Source organism: Stenotrophomonas maltophilia (assembly GCF_001676385.1).
In the GTDB taxonomy this organism is placed as follows: domain Bacteria; phylum Pseudomonadota; class Gammaproteobacteria; order Xanthomonadales; family Xanthomonadaceae; genus Stenotrophomonas; species Stenotrophomonas maltophilia_J.
This window is the reverse complement of record NZ_LYVJ01000012.1, coordinates 95,570-112,883: the sequence shown is the minus strand read 5'-3', so window position 1 is coordinate 112,883 and position 17,314 is coordinate 95,570. Positions and strand designations below refer to the sequence as shown.

At 68.1% G+C, this 17,314-nt stretch carries 16 protein-coding genes and 2 pseudogenes; 4 read left to right on the top strand and 14 right to left on the bottom strand.

From position 1 onward, the window contains the following. Positions 1-35: 35 nt before the first annotated feature. The 9 genes from rnfB to A9K58_RS15715 form a co-directional block, all read right to left on the bottom strand. On the bottom strand, positions 36-449 hold the full coding sequence (gene rnfB / locus A9K58_RS15755; protein ID WP_065200240.1) for an Rnf electron transport complex subunit RnfB: 414 nt from the start codon (positions 447-449) through the stop codon (positions 36-38). A 25-nt stretch (positions 450-474) separates the two neighbouring features. Continuing rightward, the gene (locus tag A9K58_RS15750; protein ID WP_065200239.1) at positions 475-1,065 is read right to left on the bottom strand and encodes an HAD family hydrolase; all 591 of its coding nucleotides are present in this window, start codon (positions 1,063-1,065) and stop codon (positions 475-477) included. 65 nt (positions 1,066-1,130) lie between these two features. After that, on the bottom strand, positions 1,131-3,197 hold the full coding sequence (gene metG, locus A9K58_RS15745) for a methionine--tRNA ligase (RefSeq protein WP_065200238.1): 2,067 nt from the start codon (positions 3,195-3,197) through the stop codon (positions 1,131-1,133). A 99-nt stretch (positions 3,198-3,296) separates the two neighbouring features. Continuing rightward, positions 3,297-3,740, bottom strand: coding sequence for a DUF2147 domain-containing protein (locus A9K58_RS15740; protein ID WP_065200237.1), 444 nt, complete (start codon positions 3,738-3,740; stop codon positions 3,297-3,299). Positions 3,741-4,174: 434 nt separating this feature from the next. After that, positions 4,175-4,579, bottom strand: coding sequence for an SMU1112c/YaeR family gloxylase I-like metalloprotein (gloA2, locus tag A9K58_RS15735; RefSeq protein WP_065200236.1), 405 nt, complete (start codon positions 4,577-4,579; stop codon positions 4,175-4,177). Further along, positions 4,576-5,646 carry a serine hydrolase domain-containing protein gene (locus A9K58_RS15730; protein ID WP_065200235.1) on the bottom strand — a complete coding sequence of 357 codons (1,071 nt, stop codon included), beginning with the start codon at positions 5,644-5,646 and terminating at the stop codon, positions 4,576-4,578. The genes gloA2 and A9K58_RS15730 overlap by 4 nt, the downstream gene beginning before the upstream one ends. A gap of 17 nt (positions 5,647-5,663) precedes the next feature. Then, positions 5,664-7,604 (bottom strand): DUF885 domain-containing protein, encoded by a 1,941-nt coding sequence (locus A9K58_RS15725; protein ID WP_065200234.1) that lies wholly within the window; start codon positions 7,602-7,604, stop codon positions 5,664-5,666. A 94-nt stretch (positions 7,605-7,698) separates the two neighbouring features. Then, on the bottom strand, positions 7,699-8,484 hold the full coding sequence (locus A9K58_RS15720; protein ID WP_065200233.1) for a queuosine precursor transporter: 786 nt from the start codon (positions 8,482-8,484) through the stop codon (positions 7,699-7,701). Continuing rightward, positions 8,481-9,164, bottom strand: coding sequence for a DUF502 domain-containing protein (locus tag A9K58_RS15715; RefSeq protein ID WP_065200232.1), 684 nt, complete (start codon positions 9,162-9,164; stop codon positions 8,481-8,483). Before A9K58_RS15715 ends, A9K58_RS15720 begins: the two co-directional genes overlap by 4 nt. Before the next feature lie 76 nt (positions 9,165-9,240). Between A9K58_RS15715 and A9K58_RS15710 the strand changes: the two genes are divergently transcribed. Genes A9K58_RS15710 through A9K58_RS19555 form a run of 3 tightly spaced genes read left to right on the top strand, consistent with a single transcriptional unit; the run spans position 9,241 to position 11,353 of the window. Further along, positions 9,241-10,557: a hypothetical protein gene (locus A9K58_RS15710; RefSeq protein WP_065200231.1), complete on the top strand. Its 1,317-nt coding sequence runs from the start codon at positions 9,241-9,243 to the stop codon at positions 10,555-10,557. Between the two features lie 38 nt (positions 10,558-10,595). Next, entirely contained in the window at positions 10,596-10,847 is a 252-nt protein-coding gene (locus A9K58_RS19560; RefSeq protein WP_065200230.1) for a hypothetical protein, read from the top strand. Beyond that, a complete protein-coding gene (locus A9K58_RS19555; RefSeq protein WP_065200229.1) occupies positions 10,847-11,353 on the top strand; it encodes a hypothetical protein in 507 nt (168 codons plus the stop codon). The genes A9K58_RS19560 and A9K58_RS19555 overlap by 1 nt, the downstream gene beginning before the upstream one ends. On the opposite strand, the pseudogene A9K58_RS19215 reads toward A9K58_RS19555, so the two are convergent. The 5 genes and pseudogenes from A9K58_RS19215 to A9K58_RS15680 form a co-directional block, all read right to left on the bottom strand. Next, positions 11,243-11,674, bottom strand: a pseudogene (locus tag A9K58_RS19215) (DUF4442 domain-containing protein); the annotation flags it as partial. The gene A9K58_RS19555 and the pseudogene A9K58_RS19215 sit on opposite strands and share 111 nt — an antisense overlap. 73 nt (positions 11,675-11,747) lie before the next feature. Next, the gene (locus tag A9K58_RS15695; RefSeq protein WP_065200228.1) at positions 11,748-13,373 is read right to left on the bottom strand and encodes a CHASE2 domain-containing protein; all 1,626 of its coding nucleotides are present in this window, start codon (positions 13,371-13,373) and stop codon (positions 11,748-11,750) included. Further along, entirely contained in the window at positions 13,370-15,025 is a 1,656-nt protein-coding gene (locus A9K58_RS15690) for a FecR family protein (protein WP_065200227.1), read from the bottom strand. Before A9K58_RS15690 ends, A9K58_RS15695 begins: the two co-directional genes overlap by 4 nt. Positions 15,026-15,177: 152 nt before the next feature. Next, positions 15,178-16,034 (bottom strand): annotated as a pseudogene (gene trxA / locus A9K58_RS15685) (thioredoxin). 144 nt (positions 16,035-16,178) lie between these two features. After that, positions 16,179-16,463 (bottom strand): hypothetical protein, encoded by a 285-nt coding sequence (locus A9K58_RS15680; RefSeq protein WP_065200226.1) that lies wholly within the window; start codon positions 16,461-16,463, stop codon positions 16,179-16,181. A 158-nt stretch (positions 16,464-16,621) separates the two neighbouring features. Here A9K58_RS15680 and A9K58_RS15675 point away from each other — a divergent pair, with 158 nt between their 5' ends. Further along, positions 16,622-17,221: a DUF998 domain-containing protein gene (locus A9K58_RS15675; RefSeq protein ID WP_065200225.1), complete on the top strand. Its 600-nt coding sequence runs from the start codon at positions 16,622-16,624 to the stop codon at positions 17,219-17,221. Positions 17,222-17,314 lie beyond the last annotated feature (93 nt).

Genomic DNA, 17,314 nt, shown 5'->3' with positions numbered 1-17,314 from the left:
CAGCATTGTTCCGTCGCCCCGTGCCGTGCGGGTGGCTAGGCCGGCACCAGCTCGATGCAGTCGACCGGGCAGGGCGGGATGCAGAGCTCGCAGCCGGTGCACAGGTCGGCAATCACCGTGTGCATGTACTTGGCGCCGCCGACGATGGCGTCCACCGGGCAGACCTGGATGCATTTGGTGCAGCCGATGCAGTCGGCTTCCACGATCAACGCCACCTGCGGCGGCTTGTGCGCGCCGCGCGAGCGGTCGAACGGCGTCGCCGGCACGCCCAGTACCTGCGCCAGGGCACGCGCGCCCGCGTCGCCGCCCGGGGGGCAGCGGTCCACACCGGCCTCGCCGCGCGCCATCGCCTGCGCGTACGGGCGGCAGCCGTCGTAGCCGCATTGCCCGCATTGGGTCTGCGGCAGCAGGCGGTCGAGGCGTTCGGTCAGGGGCGGAATCAGGCTCATGCGTGGCGAAGGCTGCGCGTTGGTGTTACTTCAGGGGTTTGCCACGGAACCAGCGTTCGTGGGCCAGCGCCAGCATTGGCCGATCCTCGGCGCTGTCGCCGTAGGCATGGATGCGCACGTAATCCGAAAGGTCGAACCGGCGGCGGATGTGCTCGGCCTTGCGCGGGCCGCAGTCGCCGTCGGCATAGCGACCGGTCAGGCGGCCGTCGCGGCTTTCCAGCCGGTTGCAGATCAGCTGCAGGCCCAACTGTTCGCACCAGGGCTTCAGGTACAGGTCCAGCGAACCGGACACGATCACCACGGTGTGCTGTTGTGCCTTGTGCCAACGGATCTGCTCCAGCATCTCCGGGCGTACCACGTCGGGCAGGACCTCGCGCGCGAAGCCGGTGGCCAGGGTGGCGATGTCGTCGCTGTAGCGGTCGCTGAAGGTCAGGCGGGTGACGCGGGCGCGGATGCGTTCGGCCGAGATCAGCTTCAGCCTGTACGCAGCCAGCCATGGCCCAACCTTCCACCATGCCTGCGCCAGCTGTTCGGCGGTCGCTACGCGGCGCAGGAAGCGGCCATAGGTATCGCAGGTGGTCACGGTGTGGTCGAAGTCGAACAGTGCCAGTTCCATTCCGTTGCCTCTGCTTGCTTTGTCCCTGGCCGATGCCGGTGGCGGGCGCCGCCCGCTGCGCGGCCTCAGCGGACCGGCATGCCCGGCTGCGCGCCGCTGTCGGCGTCCAGCAGCGCCAGTGCGCCACCGTCGAAACCGGCCGACAGGATCATGCCTTCGCTCAGGCCGAAGCGCATCTTGCGCGGGGCCAGGTTGGCGATGAACACCACGCTGCGGCCGACCAGCTTCTCCGGCTCGCCGTAGCTGCCGCGGATGCCGGAGAAGATCTGGCGCCTGCCCAGGTCGCCAGCGTCCAGTTCGAAGCGCAGCAGCTTGTCCGAGCCTTCGACGAACTCGCACACCAGCACCTTGCCGATGCGCAGGTCAAGCTTGGCGAAGTCGTCGATGCCGATGTAGGCCGGCGCCTCGGCGCTGGCCGCAGCCGGTGCAGCTGGCTTGGCGGCTTCGGTCTTGGCAGCGGGGGCGGCAGCGGCGGCCGGCTGCAGGGTGTCCTTGGAGGCGTCGATCATGGCGTCAATCTTCTTCGGGTCGATACGGGTGAACAGCGGGGTGTAGTCGGTAATGCGGTGGCCCAGCAGCGGCCGCACCAGCTCGGTCCAGTCGTTCACCGGCGCGGCCAGGAATGCTTCCGCCTGTGCGGCGGTGGCCGGCAGTACCGGCTTCAGTGCGGTGACCAGCACGCGGAACAGGTTCAGGCCCTGGCTGCACACCGCCTGCAGCTGTGCGTCGGCGCCTTCCTGCTTGGCGATGACCCACGGCTTGACGTCGTCGATGTAGCGGTTGGCTTCGTCGGCCAGCGCCATCGTCAAGCGGATCGCTGCGGCCGGGTCGTTTCGCTCGTACGCTTCACGGATCGGCGCCAGGCCCTCGACGAAGCGCTGGTACTGCGCGGCATCGGGCAGCTGCGCCGCCAGCTGGCCGTCGAAGCGCTTGCTGATGAAGCCGGCGCAGCGGCTGGCCAGGTTGACGAACTTGCCGACCAGGTCGGCATTGACGCGGGCGATGAAGTCACCCAGGTTCAGGTCGAGATCGTCCACGCCACCGCTGGACTTGGCAGCGTAGTAGTAGCGCAGCGCTTCCGGTTCCAGGCCGGCGTCGAGGAAGGTACGGGCCATCACGAAGGTGCCGCGCGACTTGCTCATCTTGGCGCCATCCACCGTCAGGTAGCCATTGACGTGCAGGCGGGTCGGCGCGCGGTGCCCGGTACCGTGCAGCACCGCAGGCCAGAACAGGCCGTGGAAGTTGACGATGTCCTTGCCGATGAAGTGGTGCAGCTCGGTGGCGGTGCCGGCGCGCAGATGGGCTTGGAAGTCCTCGCCGAGCGTGCCGCACAGGGTCTGGAAGCTGGACAGGTAGCCGATCGGGGCGTCCAGCCAGACGTAGAAGTACTTGCCCGGCTGGCCGGGAATCTGGAATCCGAAGTACGGCGCGTCACGCGAGATGTCCCACGCGCGCAGGCCACCTTCGGCATCCAGCCATTCCATCAGTTTGGCCTTGACTCCGGGCAGGGCGACATCGCCAGCCAGCCAATCGCGCAGGAACCCCTCGAAGCGGCCGACCTCGAAGAAGAAGTGTTCCGAATCGCGGATCTCGGGCGTGGCACCGGAGATCACCGACTTCGGTTCCTTCAGGTCGGTCGGGTTGTAGGTGGCGCCGCACACTTCGCAGTTGTCGCCGTACTGGTCGGGGCTGCCGCAGTTCGGGCAGATGCCCTTGATGTAGCGGTCCGGCAGGAACATGCCCTTGGCCGGGTCGTAGAACTGTGCCACCGAGCGGCGGCTGATATGGCCGCCCGCTTCCAGCTTCAGGTAGAACTGCTCGGTCAGCGCCTTGTTGGCCGCCGAATTGGTCGAGTCGTAGTGATCGAACGCGACGCCGAAGGCGGCGAAGTCACGCTCGTGACTGGCCTGGATGTTGGCGATGAAGGTTTCCGGGGTGACCCCGGCCTTTTCCGCGGCCAGCATGATCGGCGTGCCGTGGGTGTCGTCGGCGCAGACGAACCAGGCCTTGCCGCCGCTCATTCGCCGCGCGCGCACCCAGATGTCGGCCTGGATGTAGCCGACCAGGTGGCCCAGGTGCAGCGGGCCGTTGGCGTAGGGCAGGGCGGTGGTGACGAGCGCGGTACGGGTCATGGTCGCGGGGTGGATCCAAGGGGAACCGAAGATTATCGCATGCCCGCAACGGCGTGACCCGGCCGGGGCCGGGTCACGGGGGTCAAGCCGCCGGGTCGCTTATTCGCGTTGCCAGGTCTGCGCGCGGCAGATGAAGGCGATGCAGCCGGACACGTCCAGCCGGGTGCCGCCGGGCTGCAGTTCGATCTTCGACTTGTAGGTCTTGCCGTTGGCCGGGTCGAGGATGGTGCCGCCGGACCACTTGCGTGCGCCATCGGGCTTCAGGTTCCAGAGGATGGTCATGCCCTTCACCGGCTTGTTCCGGTTGGCGCCTTCGCAGCCGTCGCAGACCGGATTCGGGCCCTTGTCCGAATGCAGGATGTCGACGACCTTGCCGGTGAGCGTGCCATCGGCGGCCTGGGTGATCTCGACGATCGACTTCACCCGGCCGGTCTTGTCGTCGATGGTCTTCCAGCGACCGGCGGCGCTGTCGGCGGCCTGCGCCGAGAGCGCGGCCAGGCACAGCGGCAGTGCCAGCAGCACGGTCTTGAAGGTCTTGCGCATGGTCCCCTCCCAGGGTTCATTCCGGCACAGCGCCGGGACAGGTCGACTGTATACCCATTCGGCGGGGTATGGGGAAGGGGGGCTTTGCAGGGCTGCGCCCTGCACCCGCAGAGGCAACCGCAACCGCAACCGCAACGGCGGGACTCCCGAGGATGGCGGGGCGGTGTGGGTGGGCAGGACACGCCGTAAACCCCCCTCCGGGGTCCGGCCCAGCCGCTGGCGGCTGTGCGTTCGGGCGCTTGCGAAGCAGTGCTTCGCAAGCAAAGCGCCCTCACCCCTGGGGGCTCGATGGCGCCATCCATGGCGCCAACGGTCCTACCCACCCACACCGCCCCACCTCTGACAGACTTCTGCGGCTGTTGGTAGGTGTTGACCTTGGTCGACACAGCAGATCCACGCCATGCGTGGATAAGACGGACGGTGGGAATGCGGGATCAACCGACTTCGTACAGCTCCAGCGGCAGGTCGTCCGGGTCGGCGAAGAAGGTAAAGCGGGCGCCGGTGTATTCGTCCACGCGGATCGGCTCGCAGGCCACGCCGTGCGCGGCCAGGCGCTGGATGAACGGCTCCAGCGTGGCGACCCGGAACGCGAGGTGGCGCAGGCCCTGCGCTTCGGGACGGCTGGGGCGCGGTGGTGGCGCGGGGAAGGAGAACAGCTCCAGCTGGCCTCCGTCGGGCAGGGCCAGGTCCAGCTTCCACGAGTCGCGCGCGGCACGATGGTTCTCGGCCAGCACCCGCAGTCCCAGGATGCGCACGTAGAAATCCTTCGAGCGCGCATAGTCGCTGCAGATCAGTGCGGCGTGGTGGAGGCCCAGCAGGGCGTCTGAATCGGGCGTCATTGCAGGGTGTCCAGCCAGCGCTGGGCGATCTTCAGCGCCAGCGGATAAGGTTCGGGATCGTTGCGGTTGGTCAGCACGATCACGGTCAGGTGTTTTTCCGGATAGCGCACGATCACGTTGCGGAAGCCGATGCTCTCGCCGCTGTGCCACTGGGCCTGGCCATTCAGGCGCCAACCGAAACCGTAGTGCGGTACGTCCGGCTCCGGGGTTGCCGTGGCCGGGCTGAACATCGCGCTGCGCGAGGCCGCCGACAGCAGGCGGTCGTCGTACAGCGCTGCATCCCAGCGGGCGAGGTCGTCCAGCGAGGAATAGATGCCGCCGTCGCCGAGCACGGCGCTGGTGGTGCTCTGGTCGGTGCGCTGCCAGTGGCCGCCGAGCCAGCTGTAGCCATAGGCGCGTGCCGCCACGTGGTCGATGCCGTCCTGGTGGGCCACAGTGTGGGCCATGCCCAGCGGGCGGAAGATGCGCTGCCGCAGGAAGGTGGCGAAACCCTGGCCGGAGGCGCGGCCCACAATCAATGCCAGCAGCGCATAGCCACTGTTGCTGTAGCGGTAGCGCGTGCCGGGCGCGAAGTCCAGGCGGTCTTCGCGTGACAGCAGGGTCAGCACATCGGCGTCATGGACCTGGCGACTGTCGGAGGGGTCCATCAGGTCTTCGTAGTCGAGCAGGCCGCTGGTGTGCGACAGCAACTGGCGGAGGGTGATGGCCGCCGCAGCCGGCGGCAGCTCCGGCAGCCACTGCCGGGCCGGCTGGTCGAGGCCAAGCCGGCCGTCCTCCACCAGGAGCAGTACCGCCGCGGCGGTGAACTGCTTGCTGACCGAGGCCAAGCGGAAATTGCTGGCCGGGGTGACGGCCGTGCCGTCTTCCATCACCGCCAAGCCATAGCCACGGCGGAATACCGGTTGCCCGTCGTGCAGCACCAGCACCGCGGCGCCGGGCACCTGGCCGTCGTAGGCCTGCATCAGCCCGTCGACGCCTGCATCCGGTGGGGTCAATACCGGTGCGGCCGGGCTAGCCAACGGCAGCAGGCCGAGTATCGCGGCGAACATGGCGACGGCGGGGCGCATGGCGGCTCCGGGTGGGATCAGGGTGAAGGCGCAGGCGTGGCGTCGCCTGGCTGCGCCATCCAGCGTTCCATCTTGCGATCCAGCACATCCAGTGGCATCGAGCCGTCCTTCAGCAGTTCGGCGTGGAAGCGGCGCAGGTCGAAGGCGGCGCCCTGGCGGGCCTTGGCCTTGTCGCGCAGGGTGACGATGGCGGTCAGGCCGGCCACGTTGGAGAGCGCCTGGCCGGGCTGGGCCATGATCCGCTCGACTTCGGCATTGGCATCTTCGCTGCCCATGTCCACGGTCTTCTGCAGGTAGGCCACGGCCTGTTGCTTGCTCCAGCCCTGCGCGTTCACGCCGGTATCGGCGACTACGCGCGCGGCGCGCAGCAGGCGCGAATACAGGTAGCCGATGCGGTCATAGGGATCGGTGTAGATGCCAAGTTCCTCGCCCAGTGTTTCGGCGTACAGGCCCCAGCCTTCGACGAAGGCGAGATCGCCACCGAGGCGGCGGAAGCGCGGCAGTTTCGCCAGCTCCTGCTGCAGGCCCAGCTGCACGTGGTGGCCGGGAACGGCCTCATGCAGGAACTGCACCGGCACGTTCCAGCGCTTGCGTGCGGGAAGGTCGCGGGTGTTCACGTACAGCACCGCGGGTTGCCCGGGCAGCGCGGGCTGGTAGGCGGCGGCAGCAGCGGTCAGTGCCCGCTCCGGTTCCACCGCGCGCAGGTCCAGCGGCGCCTTCGGCAAGGTGTCCAGTACCTGGGGCAGGCGAGCATTGACCTGCTGCTGAACCTGGCGGTAGCGGTTGAGCAGTGCCGTGGCATCGCCGTACTGGAACTGGCGGTCGTTGCGCATGCTGCGAAGCAGCTTCGATTGCGAGCCGCGCAGCTTGTTGTCCTTCATCACCGCAGCGATCTGCGCCTGCAGCTGCTCCACGCGCTGTTCGCCCAGTGCATGCAGCTGCGCAGCGGACTGGTCGCTGGCGGTAGCCTGCGTGATCAGGTTGGCGTACCAGGCCTGTCCATCGGGCAGAGCGCCCAGGCCGCTGCTGGCCCGCGTGGCCGGCAGGTATTCGGTGGCGATGAAGCCACGCAGGGCGCGGTAGGCCGGCATGATGCGCAGTTCGATCATGCGCTTGTACTCGGCACTGATGCGCGCCTTGTCCTCGGCCGCGATGGTGTTCGGCATGGTGCGGATCGGCGACCAGAAGATGCTCTCCTCGGCGCTCGGCTTGATCACCGCGTCCAGCTGCGGCAGCACTTTCTCCATCAGGTCGCGCGGCTGCACCACGCCGGCCTTCATCCCCTGGCGCATGTTGTCGATGGCCTGGTCGAACAGTTCGGGAATGCCCAGCGAACGCCGCGACCACGCATCGTAGTCCTGCACGCTGTTGAACGGCTGCGCGCCTGCACCGGAGCCGAGAATGGCGATGATGCTGCCGATGTTGTAGTACTGGCTGATCGGCATCATCCAGCTCGGATAACGCTCGGCGGCCAGGGAGGCACGCGCATCGCGCACGAAGATCTCGTAGCTGAGCAGGTCCTGGCCCTGCAGGCCATCGCTGCCGATCTTCTCCACCTTGCCCAGCCACTCGGTGGTGAAATCATGGGACTGCTGGCGCCAGGCCGCCGACAGGATGTTCGGCAACTGGTCGTTGTAGCGGGGCTCGCCCTGGAAGGTCGCCTGCAGCGGATTGAGCCGCATCGAGGCGTCCCAGTATTCGTCGTACAGGCGTTCCAGCTGGACCTGCTTGGGCACGGCGCGGGCGGGGGCGGTTGGACGTGGCGCGGCGCGCCGCGCCGAACTGCCACGGGCCGGGGCCGTGGAGCGGGCAGGCCTGGCCTTGGGCTTGGCGGCCTGCCGGGTCTGCGCGGCGGCGGGGCGGCTGGCCTTCTTCTTTGCTGCTTCGGCCGGTGGAACGGCGCTGAACAGGAAAAGCGCGGCAACGGCGACGGCCAGGGCGCGGAGGGAATGCGGCATCAGGAGCTTCCGTGGAACACAGATCGTGGAGCTTGCACGATCCGGTCACGTACGGCCAGCGGGGATACGCAGTCAGCTTCCCGCTGCTGGGTCTTCAGTCAGCCGCAGCGGTGGCCCGCAATGCGGCTGCGCGTCCGGCGCCCAGGTAGCGGGTGATTGCGCGCCGCATCAGGTACAGCAGGGGAATCAACGCAATGGCAAAGCCCATCTTGTAGGCATAGTTGACGCTGCTGACGGCCAGGAACAACGAGGTCGGCCAATGCTGAGGACCCAGCACGAAGGCGATCCAGATCACCACGAAGCTGTCCACCAGCTGCGAGACCGCGGTCGAGCCGGTCGCGCGCAGCCAGACATGGCGTTCGCCGGTCGCCCGGCGGATGCGGTGGAAGACCGCCACGTCGATCAGCTGGCCCAGCAGGAATGCCACCAGTGAACCGGCGATGGTCCACATGCCCTGGCCGAACACGGCCGCGAATGCGGCCTGGTAATCAGGTACACCGTGGCCACTCATCGATGTGACCCACCAGCTGGCCGGTGCCAGCGAGATCGCCGCGAACGCGAACAGGAAGCCGTAGCCGATCAACACCACCGCCAGCCACGAGATGAAGCGCACGCCGCGCTTGCCGAAGAACTCGTTGATGGTATCGGTCATGATGAACACCACCGGCCACAACAGGGTGCCGGCGGTGAAGCTCAACGATCCGGTCTGGCCGAACAGGTTCCAGTTCAGCGGATCGATGCCGAGCGTATCTTCCAGCGCGAAGATCTTAACCCCGATCAGCTCGGCCAGCACCGCATTGCCGCAGAAGAACGCGGCCAGCACGATGAACAGCAGGACCGCGCGGTCCTGCAAGGGGCGCTCGATCGGTGCCGGAGTCATTCGGCGCGTTCGCCGGCGCGGGTGAACGGTACGCTGGACGGCGCTACGGCACCGCCGGAAATGATGAAGCTCATGGCCTGGTCGACGGTCCAGTCGGTCGGGGTCAGCAGTTCCACCGGCACGATTTCCAGGTACCCGGAGGTCGGATTCGGCGTGGTCGGCACGTACACCGCGGCCAGCTCACGGTCGCTGCCCTGTTCCTTGATGACCCGCGTGACCAGGCCGATCGATTTCATGTCGCGGTGCGGAAAATCGATCAGCACCACGCGCTGGGTGCTGCCCGGTTCGGTCTGCAGCATGTCCAGCAGCTTCTTCGCGCTGTCGTAGATGATGCTGGCCAGGGGGATGCGCTTGATGACCGCGCCCACCCAACGCAGCAGGCGCTGCCCGAGCACGCGGCGGCTGGCCACGCCCACTGCCAGGATGACCAGCAGGGTGGCCAGCAGGGCAATGGTGTTCTGGATCCACTCGGCGCGCACCCAGCCGAGGTAGTGCGGGAAGCTGGTCGCGATCTGCTCTGAAAGAGGCACCACCAGCGGGCTGGAAATGCCTGACAGCAGCACGAACACGAACTTGACCACGACCCAGGTCAGCCAGATCGGCAGCAGGGTCAGCAGGCCGGTCAGGAACAGGCGCTGCAGGGAGGGGCGGGGGACCAGGGCGGGGGCTTCGAGCGACATGCGCGCATTGTAGCGGTCACTGCCGGTCGATTACGCTGGCGGATCGACTGCGGCAACGAGCCATGGAAGGGAAGCTGTGTTGAAGATTCTGCGCGGACTGGGCTGGACACTGGCGGGCCTGCTGGTGTTGGCCATCGTGGTGTGGTGTGCCTCGCGCCTATGGCCCGTGCCGGACTCGCGACTGCAGGCCCAGCAGCGATTGGAAGCACGCCTGCCGGTGACCGGCCACAATGGATATGCACTGTTGTGGACGCTGCCGTTCGATGACCTCGATGCCCGGCAGCGCGATCAGGCGCTGGCCCGGGATGTACAGCGCTGGGAGGCGGACCCGCGCGGCAATGGCGGCGCCCGTCCGCAACTGGCAGAGGACCACGTCGAGCTGCAATTACGGCCTTCAGCCAGTTGCGGGCCGGCCGCCAGCGGCTGCCTCGCCCAGGTCCGCGCGGACCCGCAACGCTTCGTGGAGGCCCACGCCGGGCACCAGCAGTTGCATGGGCGGGTGGATCAGCTCGCCGAAGCGGACTACTTCGCGTCGCCGTTCCAGCCGAAGGGCAAGGGCATTCTGGTCCCGTTGCCGGCCTATGGCCTGGTGATGGACGCTACCAGTGCGCGCGCGCTGGCCTACGTGCAGGGCGATATCGACGGTGCCCTGCGTGGCGCCTGCCGGGGCCTGCAGCTGGGCCGGCGGCTGGTGCCCGGCGGCAGCTATCTGGTCGAGAGCATCGTCGGTGCCAGCCTTGTGCAGGCCCATGCCCAGTTGCTGGCCGACATGCTGGTCGAATTGCCTGCCGACCATCCCCTGCCAGCGGAATGCGAACCGGCCATGGAACCGTTGAGGGCCGAGGAACAGAGCCTGTGCCGTGCCATGCAGGGCGAGTACGCGATGAGCCGGGCGGCGATCGAGTCCTCGGCGCAGGAATCTGGTGGCGTCCTGATGCTGGATCGGAACAGCACCTTGGCGCGCGTAGCCGGCAATCTTGGCTGGGCCTGCGGCGCAGCCGCCATGGCCGCGCTGGAGGCCGATCGGCCGCTGCCGGTAGAGGCGCCGCCGCGGCGGGATTTCGGTTGCCTGTCCAATGTGATGGGGTGCGTACTGACCGAGATGGCCGCGCCCGCCTATCCCGCGTATTCGTCACGGTCCCAGGACGCGGCGGCGATGCTGCGCCTGCTCGGTGCGCAGCGCTGGTTGCGGCAGCAGGCGGAAGACCCGGTTGAGGCGCTGCAGCGGTTGCCGGCGCAGTTCCGCTCGCCGGTGCGGTCGCCGCAGCTGTCCGCCGATCGGCGCCGCCTGCAGGTGCCGCGTCGTTCGCCGCCGCGTGGCAACGCTGAGAGCCCGTGGTTGTCCGTACCGCTGGTGGCTGGCGCCGGCGCAACCGCCGCTGCCCGCGACTGAGCCGTGGCTGCCAGCGCACGCTGTCCTTGTCGTGCTCGATGCTGTCTTCGCTGCGCACGCTTACCGATTCGGTCTTCCCGGAGTTGCGCATCACGGAATTCTGGTCGCAGCCGATCAGCGCAAAGGCATTTTCCTGCCAGCGGAAGGTGAAGGCGGTCGTGCCCATTGACCAGCTTGCCGCGCTGGCGAATGAAAACAGCACGACCTTCAGGGTGCTCCGCTGGATGCTGGCGCTGCCGTCTTCGAGTGGGTCGCTCATCACCGGATTGTCCTGGCGCGGGATCAACTGATGATTCTGCACTGCCCGCACATAGCCGGGCTGGCGCGACCACGCCACGGCGAGAATGCGCGGGTTGCTGTCGCACGGCGAGGGGCCGAAACCATCGTGCTCGATGACGTTGCGTGGCTCCTGCTGGCGCAGCACCAGGACCAGGTCCGCGCAGCCGTCCCGGTCGAGATCGCCTTCGGCGCTCGATTCAAGCGTCCAGCCCTGCGCAACGAAACCGGCGGCATTGGCTGCCTGTGCCGGCAGCGTCGGATACTGCACCGGCGGCAGGTCCAGGGCGCGGGCGGCCAAGGGCAGGGTGGTCGGAGTGCGACAGGAGCATACGAGCGCATGGGAGCCTCCATTGCGAAGAGGCAGAGGATGGCGCCCGCGCGCCGGATCAGCGTGCGTGTGGTTCAACCGCAGGTAGACCTGCTTGCGCACCTGGGCGACAACCTCGCCACTTTCGTCGACCACATCGTTGCTGAACCAGTGCAGCACCTTCTCACCGCTGGCTGCCTCGGCGCGTAGTTCATCCAGCAACGCCTCGTCGATGCGGAACGAGGTGCGCACGGTGCCGCGGCCGGGCTTGAGGAATTCGATCGCACCGGCCCGGTCCCAGACGTAGTAGTCGCGGCCCAGGGTGTGCAGCAGGCCGAGCATCCAGAACGGGTCGGTCATCGCGAACAGGCTGCCGCCGAAGTGGGTACCGACGTAGTTGCGGTTCCAGGGGCGCAGCCGCAGTTCGACGTCGATTTGCCGATAGTCGGGGGTAATGCGGGTGACGTGGATGCCGGTGAACAGGAAAGGCGGCCAGAGATTGATGCCGGAACGGAACAGGCGGGCGTTCATGGGGGCCGGGGACGTGGGGCAGGGCGTCCAGTCTAACCATTCGCATGCGTATGTTGAACGCCGCAGGGGGCCGTCAGCCTTCCGTGTCGATCACGTACCCATCGCGGCCATTGGCCTTGGCCCGGTACAGGGCGCTGTCGGCACCTTCGACGAAATGATGCGGATGCAGTTCACCGTCAGGTACACGCGTGAACACGCCAATGGTGAGCGTGACGCCGGCATCGCTGCCATCGCCCGGTGGCGGCAGCGCCCGCACGCAGGCGATCAGGTCCTCGATCACCCGCCGTGCGCCCTCGGCTGGCGTATCCGGCAGCACCAGCGCGAACTCGTCGCCACCGTAGCGCGCGGCCATGTCACGGGGGCGCCGCGCATGCGCACCGATCTGCTGGGCTACATCGCGCAGGACCCGATCGCCGACCTGATGGCCGTGACGGTCATTGTGGTGCTTGAAGTGGTCGACATCGATCAGCGCCAGGCTCAGCGGCTTGCCGCTGCGCCGCGCGGCATCGCACTCCTGTTGCAATGACTGTTCGAACCGCAGGCGGTTGCCGAGGCCGGTCAGGGCATCACGGTTGGCCTGCCGGTGCCAGGCCGAGATGCGCCAGATCGCCCAGGCCAGCAATACCAGCAGAATACCGAGCACGGCAGTGGCCGGCGCCCACCACAGGTCGCTGGTGCGAAGCAGTGCCCAGCTCAGTACTGGCGCCGCCGGCAACGAGCCAAGCGCCACCAGCCACGGCAGGCGCAGGCCCAGCAGGATCACGCACAGCGCAACAAGGACGCCGCTGATGGCGTGCTGCCACAGGCGTGGCAATACCTCGATCTGCTTGTGCTGCAGGAGCATCGAGGCGATGTTGGCCTGGTACTCGCTGCCGCTCATCCAGAATTCGCGGGTGGTCGGGGTCAGCAGCCTCGGTGCGATGCCGCTGGCGGTCATTCCGACCACGATACGGCGGCCACGCAGCATTGCGGTGTCCACGTGGCCATCGAGGACGTCGGCATAGGAGACCTGGGGCAGGCGTTCCGGCGGGCCGGCGTAGCGCACCCGCACATAGTCGTCGCGCCGCCATTGATAGGGGGAACTGAGCGCGGGGGCCGGGTCCGGCAGGCCGCGCACGGTCCGCGCTGGCAGGTCTGCCAGGGCAAGGCCGAGCGCCGGCCAATGCGCCTGGCCGATGCCCGCGTACAGGTACACACCGCGCGCGACGCCATCACCATCCACTTCCACGTCGGTATGGCCGATCGCGGCGGAACTGGCAGCGATCTGCGGGATCGGCAGCATTTCCTCGGCCATGCGATCGCCGGCGGCGGGCGCGGCCAGCACCGGCAGGATCACCCGGCCGTTGCGGCGGATTGCTGCGGCGAGTGCGTCATCCTGGCGGCTGTCGCGGCGGTCCGGCTCGGACAGCATCAGATCCAGTGCGACGCGTTCGGCGCCTGCATCGGTCAGGCGGTCCAGCAATCGTGCATGCACCGAACGCGGCCAGGGCCATTGACCAATGCGCTGCAGGCTGCCTTCGTCGATGGCCACGATCAGCACGCTGGGGTCGGGACGGTAGTCCCAGGCGCCGACCATCGCGTCGTAGGCCGCCTCGTCCTGGCGCCACAGCCACTGGCTCTGGCTGACAAGAAGGGTCAGCACGCCAGCCAGCAGCGCCAGCAGGATCCGCGTCGACCAGGACAGCGGCGAGCGCTTCACAGCAGCAGCCACAGCAACAGTGCGCCGCCGCCGGCGCCATAGCAGAGGCGGCAGGGGAGCGCGATCTGCTGGGCTGGCGAGAACTCGCCGGCGTGGCCGTCATCATCGATGTACTGCACGCGCACGTGCAGGGTGCCACGCCAGGGACGCTTGAAGCTGACCTGTGGCTCGGTCACGGTGCGATCGACCAGCGGGGCCTTGAAGTCGCCGCGACGGTCGACCTGCACCCGGTAACGCTGGCCCGCGCTGCCGGCCTGCCAGCGCAGGGTCAGCTCGCCACGTGCGGCTTCGGGCGGCTGCAGGGCAGGATCGATCGGCTCGTTGCTCAGCTGCAGCGCCAGCGCCTGGCCGTAACGACCCTGGCGGCCGTTGCCATCGCGCGAAGCGACCCGCCAGAAGTACTGGCCCGGCGGCAAGGGTTGCGACAGGCGCAGGTCGGTGTTCGTGCTGGACTGCTCCCGCAGCGGGTGCAGGAACGCCGGTTCGGCCGCAATCTGCAGGACGCTGCTGTGCGCCCCGGGCGCCTGGCTCCATCGGAAACGCGGACGGTCGCTGTTGATCGTCTGTCCATGCACCGGTGCAATCGTCAGGGGCGGCGCGGGCTGGTCGCTCAGCTCGAAGTCCGCACTGGCATCGAGCCCTTCCACGCCCTGCGCATCGACCGCGCGCAGCAGGACCCGCAACTGGCCCGGTGGAAGGTCGCCGATCGCCAGCCGGGTGTCGGCGGTGTTGGCGGCGAACAGCAGGATCTCCGGCGTGGCCGCCTGCACCACTTCCACGCGGTAGTGAGTGGCGCCTGCGACCGGTTCCCAGGCCAGCAGTGCGGGCAGTGGCGCCAGTCGCAGCTCGTCGCTGCGCAGCTGTGGGGCAGGCAGCAGGGCGGAGGCCGCGTCCGGTGCCGCGTCGGCGCTGCTGCTGCGGCTGGCCTGTCCGGGGCGGACCATGCGCTGGCCGTGGGTGTTGCCGACCTCGACCTTGCCCTGCAGGACTTCGGTGGCCCCGGCATGACCGGTGTCGCCGGCACTGACCCGGAACACGGTACCGCGCACGCTGCTGGTCGCGGTCGGTGCATCGATGATGTAGCGCGACGCCGGGCCCCGGGCGGGCGTGACGCGGTTGCTGGCGCGGCCCTGCTGCAGGCGCAGGCGGGTGTCGACCATGCCCGTGTGGCCGTAGCGGCTGAGCTGGTCCAGGCGCAGGCGGGAGTACTCGCGCAGCTGCAGGCGCGAGGCATCGGCGAATTCCAGCGTGACGCTGGACTCGCCTGCGGTCGCCACGGTGTCACCGATGCGCAGCTGTTCGCCGGCACGCAGCGTGCGGGTGGCGCTGCCGTCGGCTCCCGACAGTTCGACCTTGCCCCGCACCGACAGCACGCGTGCCGGCGCAGGTTCGACGCGCAGCCAGCTGATCGGGAAGCGCAGCAGCCGCCCGGGGGGCAGCTGGTAGGGGTTGTCGATGCGGTTGTGCTGCTGCAGCTGCTGCCAGCGCACCGAAGGCTTCAGGTACAGGCCGCCGAGGTCCCACAGGGTGTCGCCGGGCCGTACCCGGTAATTCCAGTCCTGGGCGCCGGCCAGGGCCGGCAGTGACAGCAGGATGCAGAGCAGGGCGGCCCTGGAATGCGTGGCGAAGGACAAGAGACGGACGAAGGTCACAGTTTGCAATCCCGGCTATGCGGGGGCGCAGCTGCAAGACCCCATGGCCCCGACCTCATCCCCCCGAACGGATCGTGGTGACCGAGCAGCCACCATCGCGCGCATTATTGCCCGCGTTCAGTGCAGGGATTCTGAACGAAGCCGGTTCCCGTTCAGAACAGCAGCGACGCCATCCTGCGGCGGTACTGGCCGACCAGGTCCTCGTCGGAGATCACATTGAAGGCGTCGATCAGGGCCTTGCGCGGCAGGCCTTCCTCGAATCCACGGTCGATCCGCAGCATTTCAAGGAACTGCGCCAACGCCGCTTCGTCCTGGCCGCCGAGCAGCAGTTGCACGCCGCGCAGGTGGCGGGCCTTGAGATCCTTGCCATCGGCAGCGATGCGTGCGTCCAGCACCTCGGCCGCGGGTGCATCCTTCAGCGCGGCAGCGAAGGCCAGGCGGGCGCGGGCGCGCACGGCGCGGTCGTCCGTCGCCAGGTTTGCCGGGAGGCCGTCGATCAGCGTACCAGCCTCTTCCACGCCGCCGATCTGCAGCAGGGCCAGGGCCAGGTCGAGCTTGAGTTCATCCTTGTCCGGCTCGGCGGCGATCTGCGCACGCAGCACGTCAACCTGCGCCTGCGGGTCCAGCGGGGCGTCATCTTCGGCAATGGCATCGCCGACATCGGCGGGCACGACGCCGTGCTGGGCGAGGAACTCACGCAGCTGGCCCTCCGGAATGGCGCCGGGGAAACCGTCCACCAACTGCCCGCCCTTGACCAGGAACACGGTCGGCACGGAACGGATCTGGAACGCCGCGGGATCTGCTGTTCCTTGTCGACATCGACCTTGGCCAGCTCGAAGGCGCCGTTGTACTCGGCGGCGAGCTTTTCCAGCATCGGGCCCAGGGTCTTGCACGGCCCGCACCAGGTCGCCCAGAAGTCGACCAGCACCGGCGTCTGCAGCGACTTCTGCAGGACTTCGGCCTCGAAGGTCGCAGTGGTGGCGTCGAATACGTAGGTGGTCTCGGTCATGGGGAGGCATCGCTTGGCATCTGGAGACCGATTCTATGGTGACGATCGATGCCGGTCTCAACCCTCGGCTGCGCCCGGCCCGGGGGCAGCCCCGAATGCGGAGAAGGCCGGCACGTGGGCCGACCCTCCCCTGATCCCGCCTTCTTACTTCACTTCTCTGCAGCGGACATGATGCACGATCCAGCGGCCGGACTTCAGTGGCAGCACCGTCGCACTGATGCGGGCCTGATACAGCTCAGCTGCGATGTCGACGTCAGGCGCTTTGATCGGGGAGCCCCCGCCGAGGTTGGTGGACATCGGCGACGGCTTGGCGCTGGGTGCGCCGATCCAGGCCGAGCAGCGGAATTCGCCCGCCTGGGCGGAAACCGCGATTCCCAATGACAGGGCAGCGGCCAGGAGGGTTTGGCAGACAATGCTGTTGCGCATCATGATGGATCCAGAAGCAAATGCGCGGCGGGTTGCCACCGATCACACTGTGATCGCGCGCGTGCGGCCGAGAAATCGGACGACTCCGAAAGATCGGCACCTTGGCGTTGCGCGTGGTGAGGGGAGACAATCCTCTCCCTTCAGGCAATACGGAACCCTTGATGACCCTGCGCCAGGTTGATCGTGGATTGGGCCCGGTGGCGGCCGTGCTGTTGATCCTGGCAGTGCTGGGCTTCGGCGCCGGCCTGGATGGATATGCACAGGTACGACACCCGGTAGCGTTGCTGGGCGCGCAGGGCGTACCGCATGCGCTGGCGTTCAACCTGCTGGGCTTCGTGCTGCCGGGACTGCTGGCCGCGGTAATGGCGGAGTGCCTGCGCCGGCGCCTGCCGGTGCAGGCGGCCTGGGCGCCGCGGGTCGGGACCCAGATGCTGCTGCTGGCCGGATTGGCCTTCGCCGCCATGGGACTGCTGCCGCTGGACGTGGAGGATCTGCACGGACCGGCCAGCCAGCTGCATGCCAGTGCCTGGATGATCTGGGTCCTGGGCTTTGTCGCCGGCACCCTGTTGCTGGGCATTCCACAGCTGCGCCACGCACAGGGGCGCGGATCGGGTCTGCTGGCCGTGGGGTGCGGCGTCCTAGCCGCGCTGGCGGCCTTTGCCCTGCAGGGTGTGCTGCCGGCACCGCTGGCACAGCGGGTGGCCTTCATCTGCTGGGCCGCTTGGCTGGCCCTGGCCATGCCATCGTCTCATGCGAGATGAGACGGCCTCCGGCCGCAGCGCGCACCTGGGCCGGGCGGGCGGGATTGGAGACGTTTGCCGCACTGCGGTACGCTGTACCGCTTTGCCGCCGCA